This is a genomic window from Mycolicibacterium chengduense, from assembly GCF_033741155.1.
Classification (GTDB): domain Bacteria; phylum Actinomycetota; class Actinomycetes; order Mycobacteriales; family Mycobacteriaceae; genus Mycobacterium.
This window is the reverse complement of record NZ_JAWQNH010000006.1, coordinates 337,637-354,861: the sequence shown is the minus strand read 5'-3', so window position 1 is coordinate 354,861 and position 17,225 is coordinate 337,637. Positions and strand designations below refer to the sequence as shown.

Here is a 17,225-nt window from a genome sequence, read left to right as displayed (position 1 = left end):
CAAGGTCACCGGCTGAATCGACCTTCGACCAGGCGGCTTAGTCCAGCGGCTCACCGTCCAGCCGTCGTGCGACGTCACCGAGCGCACGCCGGGGTGTCGCAGGCAACGGGTCGGCGTTCGGCGGCAGCCAACCGATGCGCAGCAGCACCTGCGGGCAATGGCTGCCGCCGAACAGTTTGTCCCGCAACTGTTCACGTGTCTCGACGAGCTCAAGCGGTTCGGTGAGGATGCAGCTCGCCAGCCCCATCGATGTCGCGGTCAACAGGATCTGACTGGTCGCTTCACCGGCTCGCAGACGTGCCACCACATCATCGGCCGCGGTCCCGAGCGCCAGCAGGACGCCGTGGTCGTCCGCTGCGGTCGAGTCCTCGGGTTGAGACAGGGCCGTGCCCGCGAAGACGCGCGCGGGAACCTGAGCGCCCGGGTCCGGTGCCGGGGTATTACGCGCCGGCACCCCGGCCACCGCGCCGTAACGCCCACTCCACGCGGCGAGTTCGCTCAGGTAGCCGGCGTCGTCACCATGCCGACGCCGCGCCCACTCCAGGATCGCGCGGAACTCCTCGTCTGGATCGATGCGCCGCATCGTCACACCCATTCTCGCCGCACGGGCACCCATCATGGCGACGTGCCCGGGCGGTACCGGCCACGCGCTGAAGTGCCGCCGGTCTGTTCTGCGGCGCGGGATCGCCGACGCCAGGGAGATGTCCATCTCGCCGGCCGGGCTCCGGTGCAGCTCGAGCGACGCGAGGTGATCTGGCTGCTCCGGGTTGGGCAGCCGATGAATCTTGGTCTGCCAGCCCAGTGCCGCCAGGGCAACGGCGCAATGGTTCAACGCGACACCGCAACTGACGAGGAGTTCACGTCCGTCGGGATCGGTGTGCTCCAGCCGTAACGACCGCTCGGCGAACAAGTGCACGCTGTGCGGCCCCACTCGCCAGCGCCAGGGCTGTGAATTGTGTATCGACGGCGCCCGCGTTGCCAAGGACAACGCGGCGTTCGCCGTTTCGGCGTCGAGACAATAACGGGACATGGGGCGATACCTCTGCTTCGAGTCGTGATGCCCTTCGACGATGCGCGTTCGATATGCGGCATCGTCAGGGCCGGAAGTTGTCGGGACGAAGGACTTATGTCCGGAAGGTGATGGCCAGGACGGCGAGATCAGTGACCAGCAACCCGAGTGCCACCACCGGAACCCAGACCCCGTGCTTGCGTGATGCGGTGAACAAGGACGCAACGATTGCCGCCACGGCAACGAAGGGCGGCCCGTATCCGAGAATCCCGAACCAGAACTCCCCGGGGCCCATATGGGGGCACGCCCCCTCGGTACAGCGGGCAAGTCCCATCACGGCGCCGAAAGCGAACAACATCACCGCCATCGCGACCGGCACGGTCAGTAGCGCCAACAGCCAGTTGAGCCACACCGGGCTTCCGCCGCGCCGCTCTGACACAGGTTTTCCTGCCGAGACGCCAGTCGAGGTATCCATCAGCTCACTTCCTTGTCCACTCGCCGTCCAATCGCCGTCCACTCGCCCCAGGCGTGTCGCGGGATGTCGGGGAATCACATCACCCCGTGCGACCCGGCCACTAGGGCCTGAAGTCCTTTGCCGGGCGTGGCCGCAGGTAGGGACATATGGCACTGGAGCCCGGTCGATCGCTACCACTAGAGTCCTGGGCAGCCACTCGTTCCCGCAACCGACAGAGAACGGCAGGACACCACGTGAAGTTCGAGAAAATCGTTGTCGGCGTGGACGGCTCGGAATCCGGACACGTCGCGTTGGAGTGGGCCGCACGCGAGTCGGCTCTACACGGTGCAACACTGGTCCTGTTGCACGCTGCCGCACCGCCGATCGCAGCGTGGCCGGTGGCCCCGGCTCCGAACGGGTATCTGGAATGGCTGCGCGATCGCGGCAAGGACATCCTGCACGCGGCCGCCCGCACCGTGCACGAGATGACCGACGGATCGGTCGAGATGGTCACCGAGTACGCGCACGCAGCGCCGGCCGCCGCGTTGACCGACGCGTCGCGCACGGCGGGAATGGTCGTGGTGGGTTCGCGCGGCCGCGGCGCGCTCACCCGCACCGTTCTCGGCAGTGTCAGCACCGCCGTGTTGCATCGCGCCCATTGCACGGTGGCGGTGATCCACGACAGTCACCGACCACCGGATTCCGACGCTCCGGTGCTGCTGGGTTACGACGGGTCCGCGGCGTCCGAGGAAGCGACCACTCTGGCATTCGAGGAGGCTGGTCGCCGCGGTGTCGACCTGATCGCCCTGCGTGCGTGGTGGTCTGCGGGTGCCTTCGAACTACCCGGATTCGATTGGGAACAACTGCGGCCCGACGTCGACGGTGAGGTGGCCGGCCAGCTGGCCTCCTGGCAGCGCCGCTACCCTCGGGTGAACGTGCACCGCGTGGTGGTTTGCGACCAGCCCGGCCGTCGGTTGGTCGAATTGTCCGATACCGCGCAGCTTGTCGTCGTCGGGAGCCACGGGTACGGAGCGGTGGCAGGAGCCCTTCTGGGCTCCGTCAGCGGCACCGTCGCCCAGGCAGCGACGGCACCGGTCCTGGTGGTGCGCTCACGCTGACTTCTCGTCTGGACTCAGACAGCCAACCCCGACCGGACGACCGCACCATCGGCGGTCATTGCCCGGCCGATTCCGTCGATTCCCCGGCAAGGTACTTGTCGGCGTCCGCTACCGCGGCTTTCAACGTGACATCCTCGATATCACCGGCGGTGGCCGTGAGCAGTTTCTCGGCGAGGTCGTGCAGGGTCCGTGCCACCGCGGGCTCATCACCGATCGCCGGCACATCCCGGTCGACCGGATTGCGCCGGGCCACAACGCTTCCCGTCAGATCACGGGTGTCACCGACCAACCATGCGGTGACCCTGGTGTGGTCATCATGCTCGTCGACGCACACGCCGACGGCCCATTCTCTGCCCTGCGGGTTCGAATCGTTCATCGCCGCAGCCCTCCTATCCGGTTGTCGTGCAAATTAATCGCGCTGCGGTCGGGCCGAACAGGGCCGAATGTCACCTCCGGCCTAGACACCTTGTCCGGTGGCAGGACCAGTCTCCAGCGGAGCCTGCAGCGTGTCCAATTCCCGGTTTCCGAGCAGCGACACCAGCAGTGCGGTGTCATCGGCTGTGGTGACGACCAGGTGATCCAGGTCGGGATGCTGCAAGACCATCGCGGCCAGGTCGGGTGGTCCCGGCAGTACCCACACATCGAGATCGGGCTCCGGACAGACCGACTCGGTGATGCGCACATACTCATCGAGCTCGGCTCCGTGCGGAGCCAGCACCATCACGGCGCTCCCCCGCAGGCGCGCCTCGGTTATCGCCGCGTGTAGCACCCGCCCTGCGACCGCTTCCGCTGCGCTGAGCGCGACCACCCACCCGTCCTCTGACGTCCCACATTGCCGCTGCGGATTCCACACCAACAGCAGCGGTGATCGCGCCCGACCCACTACCGCTGATCCTCGGGCACCACGCGCCGGGAGGCAGAGCAGCTCAGCGCAGCGCGATCCGGCCACGAGAACGTCTGCCTCACCGCCTGCATCGATGCGCGTACCGATCTGCAGGTCGGTGCCCACCGCATCGAGGGCCTCGGTCGTTGCCGAGCGGAGCGCCTCGGCCGCCCGGCGTTCGTGGGCGGTAGGAGATCCGTCCAGAAGTGGCACCGCGGCTAGCAGCAACAGGGCGGTGCCACGGCCGATCGCCTCCCGTGCTGCGTATCGGACAACGGCGTTCGAGGACGATGATCCATCGACGTACGCAACGACCGGCAGAGTACAGACGTCCATGGGCAAGACCTTCGGTCATCCGAATAAGTCAGTGATCACCTGAGGCTATGGCCGCGTGGGGCTTCGTCACGACTGACTTTGGTCTCTGCGCGCAGGGACCTTGGTCACAGCACGTCATTCCACGGTAAGGGGCACACTCCAGACCACTTCGGTGCCACCGCCTGGGCGATCTGCGACGGTGAACCGACCTTGCACTGATTCGGCGCGGCTGGCGAGGTTACGCAGCCCGCTGCTCCGCCGGTTGTCCGGCGGTATGCCTTTGCCATTGTCGGAGACCACGATGGACAGGTCGTCGGCGACGGTGATGCTCGCGCTGATCTCGGCGGCCCCGGAGTGCCGGATGGCGTTGCTCAGTGCCTCGGTGAGAACGGCTTCGGCATGGTCGGCGAGCTCGGCCGTTACCACGCTCAGCGGACCGCTCACGTTCAGCGTCGCAGTCACGTCGGTGTTTTCGGTCAAGGTTTCGAACAGGTCGTGGATTCGCGAAGGAAAGCCCTCGTGCGCAGCTGACGACTTCTGCAGATGGAAAATAGTGGCTCGGATATCGGTGATCACCGATTGCAGTTCGTCGACCGAACGGGAAAGCCGATGCGCCAACTGAGGGTTTCGCATCCGGGCGATGACCCCTTGCAGGTCCATTCCGACCGCGAAAACACGTTGGATCACCTGGTCGTGCAGATCGTGGGCAATGCGCTCCCGGTCGGAAAGCAGGGTCAGTTGGGCCGCGTCGTGCCGGGCCCGGGCAATCGTGAGCGCGACCGCCGCGTGGCCGGCGAAGTCACGCACCAGATCGAGATATGAAGAGTCGAAAGGCGGATCAGAAGCGTTGCGCGCCAACGCGATCACACCCATGGTGCGCTGCTCGGCGCACAACGGGGCGACAATCGCCGGTCGTCCCCCGGCGCCGGTGAACGACTCGATCGGACGGCGGAACGTCTCGGTGATCAGCGGCTCGCCGGAACGGAACACCTCCCCGGTGGTGGACCCGGCGACCGGGATGCGCTGGCCCAGCACGTCATCGGCGTAGCTACCCACGGCCGCCGACACCACCAACGTTTCCACCCCGTCGTCGATTGCATCCGGATCGTCAGGGACCAGCACGATGGCCTGCTCCGCTTCGGTGAGCTCCAGCGCGCGCTCGGCGATGAGCCTCAATGGTCGCAACAGCTCGGGATACTCGTCGGAAAGCACTGCAGCGGTGATCTCGCGGCTGGCATTCGTCCACGACGCGGTTACCCGCATCTGGTTGAACAATCGCGCATTGTCGATCGCGACCGCTGCCACCGACGCCAACGCCCGGGCCGTCAACTCGTCGGTGGCGGTGAAGCTGTGCTCCGGCCGGTCATCGGCGACATAGAGGCTGCCGTACGGTGCGCCCCTGATCCGGATCGGCATGCCGAGGAACGACCTCATCGGCGGGTGCCCTTCCGGAAAACCGGCCGAGGCGGGGTGTTTGGTCAGGTCATCGAGGCGCAGTAGATCGGTCCGCTCTCGGAGCGCGCCGAGTATGCCCTTACCGACCGGTAGGTGACCGATGTGCGCGACGGTGCCCGGGTCCATGCCCTCGTGCACGAAGGAGGTGAGCAGGTGTTCGGGACCCCACACGCCGATCGCGCCGTAGCGCGCACCGGTGAGGGTGAGCGCTGCCCGGATGATCCGATACAGCGTCGGATCCAGCTCCAGGTCGGAGCTGATCTCGATGGCCAGTTGGAGCAGCAATCCCATTTGATCGCGATCGGCCGCCAGCTCGTCGAGCTGGTCATGGATGCGCCTCAGTTCATCCGGCCGCCGCCGCGCGAAGGCCGAGTTCGGTCCATTGTCCTCCGTCATCCGATCCCCCGGGCTGGACTGCTCCTTACCCGAGTCTGCCATCAATTCAGCCAGAGGAAAAGAGTCACGGCCGTCAATATCTCGGCAAATGCCCAGCTCAGAGCGCATCCCCGGGTAACGTGCCCGTCATGGCCGCGCGGGTGACGGGCCAATCGTGGGCGTCCTTGGTGATGATGCTCGGGCGTTATGTGCCGGTAGTACGCCGATCTGGATGGCGACCGGCAAATTGGCCATCACGCGGTCGAGCAGGTCGCTGAAAGCCGTGCCGTCGTCGCGCAAATGCCGGTAGCCGCGATGCGGCAGGAATGTCTCGAGCCGGCGTTCGATGGGCCAGTGTGCGTAGACGTCGCCGGTGAACTCCGACCGAAGAAACTGCCACGCCACATTGTCGAGCTGGCGTCGGGTCGCGCAGGGGCGGGTGGTCATGGAACCCATGTCACTCCTTCCGGAATGTCCTGATTCATGGTCTGCCGGCACGGCGATCCGCGCCTAGGGGCCAAAGTCACCGGTGCACCGAAGGGACTTTGGTCCTCAACGGTGCGTGCTCTTTACCCCTGCGCCTCGGAGTCCGGTTCTATCACCATCAAGAGATGCCGAACAACTCCACTCACCCGGCCCATCGCACGCTGCGCAGGTTCAACAACCATCTGCTCAATCCGCTGATGTTGAAACTTGCGGGCCGCAGGCATTGGTACGCCTCGGTGATCGAGCACGTCGGGCGCAACACGGGCAAGGTTCATCGGACCCCGCTCGTGGCGATCCCCACCCCGACCGGTCTGCTCATCCCGCTGCCCTACGGCGCCGACACGGACTGGCTGCGCAACGCCCGCACCGCAGGGACTGCCACCGTCACTGCCGGCGGCGAACGCTACGAGGTGGTCAACCCACACGTCATCGACAGTGCCGAAGCTGCAGAAGCGCTGCCTGGCCGACGCCGACAGGTATTCGCACGCTTCGGGATCGAGCAGTTCGCCGAGTTCGACCGGGCGACGCAACCGAAGGAGGCCGGACATGACCGATAACGCCCTGCACACACTCACCAAGGCACGCGGGCCGTTCGTGTCGTTGCTCATCGACGACAGCCACGAGACACCCGACGCACAACAACAGGCACATGCCCGCTGGACGGTCATCGCCAGGGCACTGGAGGACAACGGGGTATCCGCGGACGTGATCGCCACCGTGCAACGTGCCGTTGCGCGCAGCGTCCCAAATTCGAACGGCTAGAACATGACCGGGCCGCCGACACCCTGGCTCGATTCGAGGCCGCCCGCCGGTCTGGGATGGCAGTCCAGGGTTTACCGGACGTGTGCGCGGCGTTGTCCGACGGTGCCGTGGAAACACTGATCGTCGGAACTCTTGGCAGCGCCACGGTGGTCAGCGGGCAAGACCTAACGATCGTCGCACCGGATGCCGATTCGCTCTCCGAGTTCGGCGAAGCACCCGAGGTGGTAGCGCCGGCCGATGAGGTCCTACCGTTCCTGGCGTTGTCCTCGGACGCATCGGTGGTGCAGGTGCACGACGGACCGCCGCTCGCCGACGGGGTGGCGGCTCTGTTGCGGTATCCAAGGGTCAACCCATCGAGGGTCTAAGGACCCTAGAGGGGCGCCTCGCCGACGACCCAGAATGGGGAAATAACCAGTCACTGACGCTGACATACGAGGAACAGCAGATGAGTAACTCGCAACTGGCAGGCGCTCCCGTCACCGGTCCAGACACCTCTGACATGGAGGACCAGCTGCAGCCCCAGGACACGCTGGTGGATCGCGGCGTCCCCGACGCGCTCGACGAGGGGTTCTCGCCGGCAGAACGGCCGGTGGGAACGGACGCTCTCATCCCGTCAGGCGGTGTGGATCGTCTTCTTGCGCAGGAGGAGCCCGATCCGGCAGCACGCATCAACGTTCCGTTGGACGAGGCCGAAGTGCGCCGATCCGATGCCGCCGAGCAGGAGGCCGAATTTCCCCGGCACGAGGAGGTCGGACGCGACCGTGCCGGACGACTCGTCGCCCCCGACCGCGGGTTCGGTGCGGACACCGAAGCGGAGCTGATCGCGACTGACGTCGGCATCTGTGGTGGAGCGGCGTCTGCGGAGGAGGCCGCTGTGCACGTCATCGAGAACGCCGACCAAGGTCCTGTGGTCGATGAATGACCCCGGTTGGACCGGGCATTACCAGGGAGCACCCACATGCTGCAGTCCCACGCTGTCACAACCGAGCCGGTGCGGGTGCCAACCAGCACCGCCGACCTCAACGGTCTGCTGGCCATCCCAGAACATCCACACGGTGCAATCGTTTTCGCGCATGGCAGCGGTAGCAGCCGGCACAGTGTGCGCAACCAGTACGTGGCAGGAGTCCTGAACGACGCAGGATTCGCAACGCTGCTGTTCGACCTGCTCACCCCGACCGAGGAAGCCGACCGCGCCAATGTCTTCGATATCGGGCTGTTGGCGCACCGGCTCGTCGACGTCACCGGCTGGCTCACGAGCCAACCAGGTACCGCCGGATTACCGATCGGCTTCTTCGGCGCCAGCACGGGAGCCGGTGCGGCGCTGGCGGCCGCCGCCGACGAGCGGATCGACATCGCGGCCGTGGTATCCCGCGGAGGTCGTCCCGATCTGGCGGGCCCGCGACTGGCCGATGTCACCGCGCCGACCTTGTTGATCGTCGGTGGACGGGACGAGATCGTGCTGGAACTCAACCGCCGCGCTCAGGCAGCGATGACCGCCGAATGCCGCATCGATGTGATCGACGGCGCCACCCACCTTTTCGAGGAGCCCGGCACTCTGGAGCGGGCAGCGCAATTGGCACGAGACTGGTTCATCCGGCATTTGGTCGACCGGGCTGGGGACCAAAGACACTCGAAGACAGGGATATACGACCGTATTCGGCGGTGGCCCGACTTGATGTGATTGAGGAGACACACCGACCGAGGAGCTACCGATGAGAACTCTCAACGCTCGGAGCCGGCGCAAGAGCACGGCCTCGGCCGCAAAGTATGTTCTCACCGATCGACTGCACCAGGAACGTTGCGTCTGTGTGTCGGCCGATCAGCTCGACACGACGGTAGCGCTCTGGCTGGCACAGCTGGGGGTGCACAGCGGGATAGCAGCGGACTTCGCTCGCACCGTCTGTGAAGGCAACTGGGCCGCGGCGCACGCCTTGGCCGACGCCCTGTCGATCGATGTCGCCGTGGCGGCTTGATGATCCGCAGCACCGGAGCGGTGGTGCACCACGTGGCGCACCATGACCCCCCGATTGCCCAAGCCCTGCCCGGATGTGGCGCTTGCACAGGGCAACCCGCCCTCCACAACGTTCCGGCGGTTTGGCTGGACGTCGTGACGGCGATTGCGCTCAGCGCCCCACTGTAGCGTCGAAACCGTCGAAGAGGCAGTCGACCTCGGCCCGGTGGAACGCCGAGGTACCCGCTGTCTGCAGTTTCGCCGTCGCTGCCGCGATTCCATAGCGCACCGCCGTAGGGAGCGGCCATCCCCGGGCCAGCCCGACGACCGTACCCGCGACCAAGGCATCTCCGGCACCCACCCCGCTGACTGCGGTGACCGGCATGGCGGACAGCCGTGAACTGTCTCGCGCCGTCACCACGAGAACGCCCTCCGCGCCGAGCGAGACCACAACCATCTCGGCCGTACCCGCATCGATGAGTTCACGTGCCGCAGCCACTTGGTCGGTTTCGCAGTCAAGCCTGCGACCGACACATTCGCGCAGTTCCCGCACGCTCGGTTTCAGCAAGAACACGCCCGAGGTGAGGTGTGTCAATCCCCCACCGGACGTATCGACGACCAGGCGGGCATTCCGCCGGCGGCAGATGTCGGCCACCCGCTGATAGAAGTCAGGCGGCACGCCGGGCGGCAGGCTGCCGCTGGCGACGACGAAGTCCGCCGGCGCTGCGGCATCCACCATCAGGTCGAGGCACCGCCGCTGCTCCTCTGCCGTGAGAACGGGTCCGGGTAGCACGAAACGGTACTGCTGCCCGGTGGCACACTCGTTGACGGTGAGGCTCTGCCTGGTGATCCCCTCGACGGCGACGGGCACATGGGGCACGTGTGCCGCGTCGATCAGTTCCACGACGTGTGTCCCCGTCGGCCCACCCGCAGTCAGCACGGCGAGGACGTCGGCGCCCATCGCGTGAGCGAATCGCGCCACATTGACGCCACCACCGCCGGCATCGTATCGCTCTGCGCGGCAACGGATCTTGTCAGTTGGACGGACGCGATCAGCTTCGACGGTGACATCGAGAGCAGGATTCATCGTCAGGGTGAGGATCACCGGTATCCCTCAGAGACCGGTGGGATAGGTTTCCGGTGTTTCCCCGGCAACCCACGTGCTGGTGGGCTCAAGGGGCTCCAACGCGGTGGTCCGGTCGATGTGGATGATCGCGTCGAATTGGTCACCGGGCCGTACGTGGTAGTAGTGACTCTGCCGCTCGGTCGCGGGCAGATAGATGACGCCGATCGCCCGTCCCAGACGGAGGGTGTCCAGCGGACCGGTGGCGTCGCGACCGATCAGTGCCGACACCAGGAACTCGGGCCTGTCGACCTCATGCATGAGTTCTTCGACGCTGCCGTTGAGGGCCGGCCGGACCGTCTTGCGTTCGGCGACCCCGCCCCACTCGCTGGCGGCGGTCACCGTGCCGCTGTACGTGGTGAAGCCGATCAGTCGGGATTTCTCGCCATAACCTTCCCGCACCAGTTGACCGAGCGTCAGCTGACCGTCCGCACCGACTTCGGTCGCCCTGGCATCCCCCACGTGCGAGTTGTGTGCCCACACCACGATCCCGACCGGTTCGTCGTGGTCGTGTCGATGCAGATGGGCACGCAACGTCTTGAGGGTCTGGAACATGTGTTGGTCCCGCAAGTTCCACGACGTGACGCGACTGCCGAACATAGCCCGGTAGTACACCTCGGCATTGCGGACGGTCTGCGCGTTCTGCTGCGCGTAGAACAGCGCGTCCTCGGCCAACAGCCCGTCTCGATGCGCGTACTGAAGTGCAGTGCGTTGCAGCTCGACCAACTGCTCGACCACCTGACGCTCGCAGGACATACCGGCGCCGAAGGCGGCGGCGAAACCGTAGGCCTGTCCGTCGTCGCCAGAGGTGCGATCGAAACAGGCGTATCGGTCCCTGGCCCGTTGCGCGGCATCCGGATCCACGTTCTCCAGATAGTTGATCACCTCCTCCATCGAACGGTGCAGACTGTAAAGGTCGAGCCCATAGAAACCGGTCTGGCGGCGGCCCTGCGCCCGACTCTCGTTGTTGTGCAGACGAAGCCATCCGACGAAGTCGCGCACCACGGTGTTGCGCCACATCCAGGCGGGGAAGCGTTCGAATCCGCTCAAGGCCTCGTCTGCAGAGGTGTCGCCGCCGTAGCCACGGACGTACCGATTCACCCGATACGCGTCCGGCCAGTCGGCTTCGACGGCCACTCCACAGAAGCCTTTCTCCTCGATCAGCCATTTGGTGATCTCCGCCCTCGCCTCGTAGAACTCGCGGGTGCCGTGTGAGCCCTCACCGATCAGGACAACCCGTGCGTCACCGACGATTTCCTCGAGCGCCTCGATCGGCGGCATACCCGAAGGCGCATCGACAGCGCAGCGGGCGATGACCTCTGCCGGTGTTTCGGCGATCCGAAGCCTGGTGGTGGCAATACCCACGGTCGGTGTGGCAAGAAGCTCACGCACCTCGTCGTCGGTGACCTGTTCGAAGTCCCAGAACGACTCCCCCACGGCGAGGAACGGCGTGGGCATCGACGCACAGACCAGATCGTCCACCAACGCCGCGAACTCGCGGCATGTCGACTCGGGGGCGGCAGGTACCGCTACGACAATCTCGGCGGGATCCATCTCGCGCAACGCCTCGACGGCGGCCAGCATACTGGCCCCGGTCGCCAGACCGTCGTCGACCAGGATCACCGTCTTACCTGCCAATTCCACCGGTGGACGGTCGGCCCGGTAAGCGCTGACACGCCGCGCGAGTTCGCGGCCCTCCCGTTCCGCGGCATCACGCAATTGCTGGGGGGTGACCCGAAGTGCCCGGACGACGTCGTCGTTGACCACCACCCGACCACCGGTGGCCAGCGCACCCATCGCGAACTCGTTGTGCCCGGGCGCGCCCAACTTCCGCACGATGAACGTGTCCAGCGGAGCACCCAGTGCGGCGGCGACTTCCCATGCCACCGGCACACCGCCACGGGCCAAGCCGAGCACGACGACGCCCTCCTTGCCGCGGTATCCACCCAGCAACTCGGCGAGGACTCGACCGGCCTCGCGGCGATCCCGAAACATTCGCCTGGGCTGATGTCCGCCCAGAGCCCGCGCATTGGTCATGAGTCACTCCGTTTCGTCATCGGTGTTTTCGTGTTGTAGACCACCGGCTGCGCCGGGGCCGGTGGGGTGATGAGTCCGTAATCGCCGTCGTGGCGGCGGTACAGCACGCAGGCCCGCCCCTGACTGGCCTCGATGAAGAACAGAAAGGGGACGTCGAGCTGCGCCATGCGATCGCGTGCCTCGCACTCGGTCAGGCACGGCAGCGGATGGGGGCTGATGGTCACCAGCCCGCGGTACTCGGCTACCTGCGCAGCCAGCTCCGGTGCCACCAATGCCAACCGGTAGCCGGTGGGACCACCGCGGTATACGAGCGCCGCTGTGCCGGAACCGATCTCGTGGAACAGGTGGAAGTCGTAGGAAAGCAACTCCATCTCACCCACGGCGACATCAACGGTGCACGGGGCCATCGCGAAGGACGTGCGCCGAACGATGTTCGAAACCGCCTCCGAAGCTGCCCCGACGTGCCCGGCTGGTCGCCGCCACGGCTGGGTGTCCTCGCCGCGGTGCCGCCAGCCCCTGGCGTCCAACACGCGCATCAGCCGGACCCGCAACCGTGATTCCAACTCATCGATCGCCGCGCCCGCTGTCGATGCTTCGGTCTCCGCGCAGATCACCTGTCCGCCGACGTCGAGGCGACCCTGCGCAACCACAGGATGGTCGACAGCCGGATCGCGGTGTCTGCTCAGCCTGAGCCGAGCGTGTGATACCGGCACATGGGTGAGCCGCGCGAGTTTTCCCAGCTGGGTGCGCGCGTAGTCAGCGACATCTGCGAAGTCGCCGTCGGTGGAGATCTCAACTTCGATTTCGATGGCAGGTACGGCCCGTGGCCCGTCGGTCATGTCTTTGTTGGTACGCCGTACGCGCTCGCATCGTTAGGGCCGAAGGTCACCGGCGAGTACGCCGCTGCGGTGCGGCAACGCATCCCAACCGATCGAGGTCCCGATTGGCTCGACAAATGGCCTCCAGACGAGGGACTTCGGTCCCTAGTCAGGCACTGCTCGCGGTGGTCGAATGTGGATGTGGCGGAACGCCAATGGGAGTAAGACGGATGTGGGGTCACAATGGGCAGACAACGTCCCGTTCTCGCCGGCCTGATGGCAGCCGTGGGCATTGCGGTGCTGTACCACGCCCATCACCGGCCGCGGACGGCCGATGGTGAGCACCCTGGCGGCGACCACCGCACCGAGCCTCCGAGGCCGGTGACCGTCCTGGATGTCGGTCGAGTCGCCAACTGCAACAGGAGTACAGGAGTTGCTGATGCAACGGCGCTCCGATAACCCGCCGGTGGTCGTGGGTATCGACGGATCTGACGCCGCGGTACATGCGGCGTTGTGGAGCGTCAACGAAGCGATCAGGCGGGATGCCCCGCTGCGACTGATCTATGTTGTGGACGACGAACGTTTGCCGGGAACCGTGCACAGCGATACCCAGGTCGACAACGAATTCGCCGACCGGGCGCTGCACCGCGCCGTCGAAGCGATTGCTGCAACGGGCAAACCGGTCGCCGCCGATCCCGTGGTGCGCCGCGGACATCCCGCGGCCGCGCTGATCGCGGAATCGCGCGATGCGGCACTGGTATCTGTCGGATCGACCGGAATCGACTGGGTGGCCGGCAAGGTGCTCGGTTCCACGGCCCAGGCGGTGGCCGAACACGCGCACTGCCCGGTGGCCGTCGTACGGCAAGGCGACACCGTCACGGCGGACCGCAACGGTGGGGTGATCGTGGTCGGCTTCCGACGCGCGCAGCGCGACGATGCCGTGTTCCGTGCGGCCTTGGACGAAGCCAGGAATCGGCACGTGGCGCTCATCGCGGTCGGAGTCTGGCAGGACGACTTCGGGAAGACCCCGTACGCGGAGCTTGAACAGACCGTCGCGCAGTGGACGCAGCGCTACCCCGATGTCCATGTCTACCCGGTGCCGACACTGGCCGACCTGCCCCGGTTTCTCGCCGACAACGCCGACGGACAGATTCAACTGGCCGTGCTCGGCGCGGACGACGCCGACAAGGTAACGACAGTGATTGGCCCACAAAGTTATTCACTTCTCCCGCACGGCCGTTGCTCGGTTTTGGTCGTGCGGTGACATCCGCGCTGACGTCCAGCGAAAACACCATCGATCCCAACAATGAAAGGAACAGTTCATGAGCCTCAACACCACACTCCAGCAGGGCATCCTCGCCGCGGTCGATGGTTCGGAAGCTTCCGATGACGCGGTGCGGTGGGCGGCCGCCGAGGCCGCCCGGCGCGGCCAGGACCTGACCATCGTCAACGTCATCAGCACCCTCAGCGCCGGTTGGTCCGGCCCCGGGATGTTCGGTTCGCCGATCAGCGAGGAATTCGGCCTCTGGCAGCAACAGCAAGCCGACCAAGTCATCGCCGACTCGGTGCGCATCGCCCGCGAAAGCGTGCCCGGCGTCGAGCTGCACATCACTACCGAGACACCGGTCGCCGCGGTGGTACCGACACTGATCGACCTGACCAAGCAGGCCGGCATGGTGGTGGTCGGTAGCCGGCGGATGGGCGCGTTGGGCCGGGCACTGCTGGGATCGGTCAGCACCGCGCTGCTGCACCACGCACATTGCCCGGTCGCGATCGTCCGCGGCAGTGTCGCCGCAGAGCACGCGAACGGGCCGGTGGTGCTCGGTGTCGACGGATCACCCGCATCCGAGCGCGCGACGGCGCTGGCGTTCGACGAGGCCTCATGGCGCCATGCCGAACTGATCGCGCTGCACGCCTTCAGCGATGTGGAGTGGCCCGAGGTGGTGCCCATCCCGTGGTCAGCGGTCGAAGCCGAGGCCGGCGAGATCCTGTCCGAACGGCTGGCCGGATGGCAGGAGCGCTACCCCGACGTCACCGTACATCGGATCATCGTGCGTGATCACCCGGTCGAACATCTTCTGGGGCAGGCGAAGACGGCCCAGCTCGTGGTCCTCGGCAGTCACGGTCGCGGCGGTTTCGCCGGCATGCTACTCGGGTCGGTGAGCTCAGTGATCGCCCACGAGATCGACACCCCCCTGATCGTTGCACGCAACGACTAGCGGCATCACACCGCCATGCAGAACGGAGCGGACGACATGAACCACGTTTCAGCGATCCCGCGCGCCGACGATGCCGACCTCGCCGAGCAATCGGACGGGGCGATCACCCACACGTTGTTCACGGACGAGCCGACCGCCGACCTCGAAGCCGATCCCGCCGATGTGCTCGAACAGCGGACAGCCGTCGATGAGGAAGACGAGGAGATGCGGACCGACGATTTCAGGCAGGACGGCGACGATAGCTGAACGCGGAAGGCACGCGCAGGTCACGAACCCCGGGCGACGATCACCGGCATCCGTGCGCCGTGCACGACCGCAGAACTCACCGAACCGAGCAACATGCCCTCGAAGCCGCCCCGGCCATGGCTGCCGACCACCAGCAACTGTGCCTTGTCGGCATGATCGAGCAGTCGTCGGGCAGGGTGATCGCGTTCCACCACGACGCGCACCGTCACCTCCGGGTGCCGATGCGTCCACCGTTCGAGGTACTCGGTGAGTGCACGTCGGGCCGATTGCTCGGCATCGGTCCAGAGGTAATCGGCGAGGTCGTCGATGTGGTCACTCCAGACATGCACAGCAACGAGAGGCGCGCCACGCCAAGCGGCTTCGTCGAACGCGATCCCGGTCGCGCGATCGGAAGCCGACGAGCAGTCGATGCCCACCACCACCGGCGCATGCGCCGGATCCGGCATCAACGGATCCTCATCGCGCACGACGGCGACCGGGCAATGTGCCCTGTGCACCAAGCCGGTGGAGACCGAACCGAGCAGCAGTCGGCCGACGCCGCCCTCACCACGGCAACCGACCACGACCATCTCGGCTGTCGCGGACATCTCGACCAATGTGGGAACGGTGGGAGCGTCCATGATGCGGTGCGCAACTGGGATGGCCGGCCGATCCGAAATCGCGTCGGCAACCAGCGTCAGGGCGTCGGTGATCACTTGCTCGGCGCGTCGGTCACGGTCGGCCCAGTAGCGCTCGGTGATCGGAACGTCCATCCAGGACACCATCGTGCCCGTCGGGACCACATGAACCACGGTGAGTGGGCTGCGGCGTAACTCGGCCTCGCGTGCCGCCCAGTCCACCGCCACCCGCGACGCCGGCGATCCGTCGGCTCCGACGATGACGCCGAACCGGTTCCCGTTCACTTGATCAGCGAGATTCATGACGAGCACCTTCGGTCGGCGCGGGCAGGTTTGAGGAGCATTCTGGTCCCCGGCACGCGAGGCGGCGAGGGACCAAAGTCCTCAATCACCCGTTGATGCCGCCGCGCGGTGCTCGACGGCGTCCTCGAAGGGACTTTCGGCCCTCGTCCCGCCGCGGCGCAGAATCTAGGTTCAAGGGCAAGCACCAGCAAGCCCTCCACGGAGTTCCAGATGCGCGATATCGCACCCCCGTCCACGGCCGTCGTCGTCGCCATCGACGGATCCCGCCGGGCTATCAATGTCGCTCTTTGGGCCGTCGACGAGGCATTGGTCAGGGACCTTCCGCTGCGACTCCTGTACGCGATCGAGCCGCATGAGACGGTGCGGCTCGACAGCCTCTGCACCGCCCATGATTTCGCCGTCGCCGAAAGCGCCGTCCGGCACGCGGCAATGGCCATCGAATCGACCAGCCGCCCGGTGAAGATCGAGGTCGAAATCGTCTACGAGCGCCTGCTCACCGCACTGGCAAAGGCATCGCAGTCTGCCGCCATGGTCTGCGTCCATTCCGGCTGCGTCGGCGAAACTCCGGACATGCACCGCGGCGCGGTGCTTGCCCAACTGCTCGACGAATCCCATTGCCTGGTCGCCGTCATCAACGGAGAGCAGACCGGACAGCGGGATAGTTCCGTCGTCACGGGATTCACCGATTCCCCGGAATGTCCCACCGTTCTCGGACACGCGGTCGACGAAGCCCGACTGCGCCATGCCGCACTGCGAGTCGCGACCGGTTGGCGCCCCGGGTTCACCGACATCCATGACAGTCACGCCAAACTGAACCTGGAGCGTGCGCTGGCCCGGTATCGCCGGCTGTATCCGGAAGTCGACATCGAGGCGGTCGCGGTCGCGGGCAACCCGATCAACTACCTGGCCGACAACGTCGACACCGTCGGACTGATCGTGCTGGGGCACGACACCACCCATCAGTTGATCGAAGTCGGCGACCCGGGCCTCTACGCCGCGCTGACCGACCTGCACTGCTCGGTGCTCATCGCACCTCGGTATGGCCCGTGGTGAA

20 protein-coding genes and 1 pseudogene are annotated in these 17,225 nt (G+C 66.2%); 11 read left to right on the top strand and 10 right to left on the bottom strand.

The window, feature by feature from the left end; genetic code table 11:
* Positions 1 to 37 precede the first annotated feature (37 nt).
* Together SBI67_RS23745 and SBI67_RS23740 are read right to left on the bottom strand one after the other, a co-directional pair.
* Positions 38 to 1,030 (bottom strand): Acg family FMN-binding oxidoreductase, encoded by a 993-nt coding sequence (locus SBI67_RS23745; RefSeq protein WP_318982902.1) that lies wholly within the window; start codon positions 1,028 to 1,030, stop codon positions 38 to 40.
* A 94-nt stretch (positions 1,031 to 1,124) separates the two neighbouring features.
* The gene (locus SBI67_RS23740; protein ID WP_318982901.1) at positions 1,125 to 1,448 is read right to left on the bottom strand and encodes a hypothetical protein; all 324 of its coding nucleotides are present in this window, start codon (positions 1,446 to 1,448) and stop codon (positions 1,125 to 1,127) included.
* A gap of 269 nt (positions 1,449 to 1,717) precedes the next feature.
* On the opposite strand from SBI67_RS23740, the gene SBI67_RS23735 reads away from it, so the two are divergent.
* Positions 1,718 to 2,581 carry a universal stress protein gene (locus tag SBI67_RS23735; RefSeq protein WP_318982900.1) on the top strand — a complete coding sequence of 288 codons (864 nt, stop codon included), beginning with the start codon at positions 1,718 to 1,720 and terminating at the stop codon, positions 2,579 to 2,581.
* A gap of 55 nt (positions 2,582 to 2,636) precedes the next feature.
* On the opposite strand, the gene SBI67_RS23730 is transcribed toward SBI67_RS23735, so the two are convergent.
* The 4 genes from SBI67_RS23730 to SBI67_RS23715 form a co-directional block, all read right to left on the bottom strand.
* Positions 2,637 to 2,957, bottom strand: coding sequence for a DUF1876 domain-containing protein (locus SBI67_RS23730; RefSeq protein ID WP_318982899.1), 321 nt, complete (start codon positions 2,955 to 2,957; stop codon positions 2,637 to 2,639).
* Between the two features lie 81 nt (positions 2,958 to 3,038).
* Positions 3,039 to 3,800 (bottom strand): universal stress protein, encoded by a 762-nt coding sequence (locus SBI67_RS23725; RefSeq protein ID WP_318982898.1) that lies wholly within the window; start codon positions 3,798 to 3,800, stop codon positions 3,039 to 3,041.
* Positions 3,801 to 3,914: 114 nt separating this feature from the next.
* Complete coding sequence (locus tag SBI67_RS23720) at positions 3,915 to 5,525, bottom strand: sensor histidine kinase (RefSeq protein ID WP_413232558.1); 1,611 nt, start codon at positions 5,523 to 5,525, stop codon at positions 3,915 to 3,917.
* Positions 5,526 to 5,756: 231 nt separating this feature from the next.
* Positions 5,757 to 6,065 (bottom strand): hypothetical protein, encoded by a 309-nt coding sequence (locus SBI67_RS23715; protein ID WP_318982896.1) that lies wholly within the window; start codon positions 6,063 to 6,065, stop codon positions 5,757 to 5,759.
* Between the two features lie 155 nt (positions 6,066 to 6,220).
* Between SBI67_RS23715 and SBI67_RS23710 the strand changes: the two genes are divergently transcribed.
* From SBI67_RS23710 to SBI67_RS23685, 6 genes and pseudogenes are all read left to right on the top strand, one after another.
* The gene (locus tag SBI67_RS23710) at positions 6,221 to 6,652 is read left to right on the top strand and encodes a nitroreductase family deazaflavin-dependent oxidoreductase (protein WP_318982895.1); all 432 of its coding nucleotides are present in this window, start codon (positions 6,221 to 6,223) and stop codon (positions 6,650 to 6,652) included.
* Positions 6,642 to 6,857 (top strand): hypothetical protein, encoded by a 216-nt coding sequence (locus SBI67_RS23705; protein WP_318982894.1) that lies wholly within the window; start codon positions 6,642 to 6,644, stop codon positions 6,855 to 6,857. The genes SBI67_RS23710 and SBI67_RS23705 overlap by 11 nt, the downstream gene beginning before the upstream one ends.
* A 56-nt stretch (positions 6,858 to 6,913) precedes the next feature.
* Entirely contained in the window at positions 6,914 to 7,222 is a 309-nt protein-coding gene (locus SBI67_RS23700; protein ID WP_318982893.1) for a hypothetical protein, read from the top strand.
* 80 nt (positions 7,223 to 7,302) lie between these two features.
* Positions 7,303 to 7,779, top strand: coding sequence for a DUF5709 domain-containing protein (locus SBI67_RS23695; protein WP_318982892.1), 477 nt, complete (start codon positions 7,303 to 7,305; stop codon positions 7,777 to 7,779).
* Positions 7,780 to 7,788: 9 nt separating this feature from the next.
* A pseudogene (locus tag SBI67_RS23690) lies at positions 7,789 to 8,538 on the top strand (dienelactone hydrolase family protein); the annotation flags it as partial.
* Between the two features lie 31 nt (positions 8,539 to 8,569).
* Positions 8,570 to 8,830, top strand: coding sequence for an Rv2628 protein family (locus SBI67_RS23685; RefSeq protein ID WP_318982891.1), 261 nt, complete (start codon positions 8,570 to 8,572; stop codon positions 8,828 to 8,830).
* Between the two features lie 150 nt (positions 8,831 to 8,980).
* Here the strand turns inward: SBI67_RS23685 and SBI67_RS23680 are convergent, their stop codons facing one another.
* Genes SBI67_RS23680 through SBI67_RS23670 form a run of 3 tightly spaced genes read right to left on the bottom strand, consistent with a single transcriptional unit; the run spans position 8,981 to position 12,807 of the window.
* On the bottom strand, positions 8,981 to 9,919 hold the full coding sequence (locus SBI67_RS23680; RefSeq protein WP_318983044.1) for a 1-phosphofructokinase family hexose kinase: 939 nt from the start codon (positions 9,917 to 9,919) through the stop codon (positions 8,981 to 8,983).
* Between the two features lie 3 nt (positions 9,920 to 9,922).
* Positions 9,923 to 11,968 (bottom strand): erythromycin esterase family protein, encoded by a 2,046-nt coding sequence (locus tag SBI67_RS23675; RefSeq protein ID WP_318982890.1) that lies wholly within the window; start codon positions 11,966 to 11,968, stop codon positions 9,923 to 9,925.
* Entirely contained in the window at positions 11,965 to 12,807 is an 843-nt protein-coding gene (locus tag SBI67_RS23670; RefSeq protein WP_318982889.1) for a sigma 54 modulation/S30EA ribosomal C-terminal domain-containing protein, read from the bottom strand. Before SBI67_RS23670 ends, SBI67_RS23675 begins: the two co-directional genes overlap by 4 nt.
* A gap of 418 nt (positions 12,808 to 13,225) precedes the next feature.
* Between SBI67_RS23670 and SBI67_RS23665 the strand changes: the two genes are divergently transcribed.
* The 3 genes from SBI67_RS23665 to SBI67_RS23655 are packed head-to-tail and all read left to right on the top strand — an operon-like array spanning position 13,226 to position 15,251.
* A complete protein-coding gene (locus SBI67_RS23665; protein ID WP_318982888.1) occupies positions 13,226 to 14,050 on the top strand; it encodes a universal stress protein in 825 nt (274 codons plus the stop codon).
* A 58-nt stretch (positions 14,051 to 14,108) separates the two neighbouring features.
* On the top strand, positions 14,109 to 15,005 hold the full coding sequence (locus SBI67_RS23660) for a universal stress protein (protein ID WP_318982887.1): 897 nt from the start codon (positions 14,109 to 14,111) through the stop codon (positions 15,003 to 15,005).
* 15 nt (positions 15,006 to 15,020) lie between these two features.
* Positions 15,021 to 15,251: a hypothetical protein gene (locus SBI67_RS23655; protein WP_318982886.1), complete on the top strand. Its 231-nt coding sequence runs from the start codon at positions 15,021 to 15,023 to the stop codon at positions 15,249 to 15,251.
* A gap of 20 nt (positions 15,252 to 15,271) precedes the next feature.
* On the opposite strand, the gene SBI67_RS23650 is transcribed toward SBI67_RS23655, so the two are convergent.
* The gene (locus SBI67_RS23650) at positions 15,272 to 16,171 is read right to left on the bottom strand and encodes a universal stress protein (protein ID WP_318982885.1); all 900 of its coding nucleotides are present in this window, start codon (positions 16,169 to 16,171) and stop codon (positions 15,272 to 15,274) included.
* Positions 16,172 to 16,381: 210 nt separating this feature from the next.
* On the opposite strand from SBI67_RS23650, the gene SBI67_RS23645 reads away from it, so the two are divergent.
* On the top strand, positions 16,382 to 17,224 hold the full coding sequence (locus tag SBI67_RS23645; RefSeq protein ID WP_318982884.1) for a universal stress protein: 843 nt from the start codon (positions 16,382 to 16,384) through the stop codon (positions 17,222 to 17,224).
* Position 17,225: the final 1 nt, after the last annotated feature.

Coding starts and splice junctions, on each gene's coding strand:
- SBI67_RS23700 (WP_318982893.1), top strand. CDS start 6,914: ATGGCAGTCCAGGGTTTACCGGACGTGTGCGCGGCGTTGTCCGACGGT.
- SBI67_RS23730 (WP_318982899.1), bottom strand. CDS start 2,957: ATGAACGATTCGAACCCGCAGGGCAGAGAATGGGCCGTCGGCGTGTGC.
- SBI67_RS23655 (WP_318982886.1), top strand. CDS start 15,021: ATGCAGAACGGAGCGGACGACATGAACCACGTTTCAGCGATCCCGCGC.
- SBI67_RS23685 (WP_318982891.1), top strand. CDS start 8,570: ATGAGAACTCTCAACGCTCGGAGCCGGCGCAAGAGCACGGCCTCGGCC.
- SBI67_RS23720 (WP_413232558.1), bottom strand. CDS start 5,525: ATGGGATTGCTGCTCCAACTGGCCATCGAGATCAGCTCCGACCTGGAG.
- SBI67_RS23745 (WP_318982902.1), bottom strand. CDS start 1,030: ATGTCCCGTTATTGTCTCGACGCCGAAACGGCGAACGCCGCGTTGTCC.
- SBI67_RS23660 (WP_318982887.1), top strand. CDS start 14,109: ATGAGCCTCAACACCACACTCCAGCAGGGCATCCTCGCCGCGGTCGAT.
- SBI67_RS23645 (WP_318982884.1), top strand. CDS start 16,382: ATGCGCGATATCGCACCCCCGTCCACGGCCGTCGTCGTCGCCATCGAC.
- SBI67_RS23695 (WP_318982892.1), top strand. CDS start 7,303: ATGAGTAACTCGCAACTGGCAGGCGCTCCCGTCACCGGTCCAGACACC.
- SBI67_RS23705 (WP_318982894.1), top strand. CDS start 6,642: ATGACCGATAACGCCCTGCACACACTCACCAAGGCACGCGGGCCGTTC.
- SBI67_RS23670 (WP_318982889.1), bottom strand. CDS start 12,807: ATGACCGACGGGCCACGGGCCGTACCTGCCATCGAAATCGAAGTTGAG.
- SBI67_RS23665 (WP_318982888.1), top strand. CDS start 13,226: ATGCAACGGCGCTCCGATAACCCGCCGGTGGTCGTGGGTATCGACGGA.
- SBI67_RS23725 (WP_318982898.1), bottom strand. CDS start 3,800: ATGGACGTCTGTACTCTGCCGGTCGTTGCGTACGTCGATGGATCATCG.
- SBI67_RS23715 (WP_318982896.1), bottom strand. CDS start 6,065: ATGGGTTCCATGACCACCCGCCCCTGCGCGACCCGACGCCAGCTCGAC.
- SBI67_RS23650 (WP_318982885.1), bottom strand. CDS start 16,171: ATGAATCTCGCTGATCAAGTGAACGGGAACCGGTTCGGCGTCATCGTC.
- SBI67_RS23710 (WP_318982895.1), top strand. CDS start 6,221: ATGCCGAACAACTCCACTCACCCGGCCCATCGCACGCTGCGCAGGTTC.
- SBI67_RS23675 (WP_318982890.1), bottom strand. CDS start 11,968: ATGACCAATGCGCGGGCTCTGGGCGGACATCAGCCCAGGCGAATGTTT.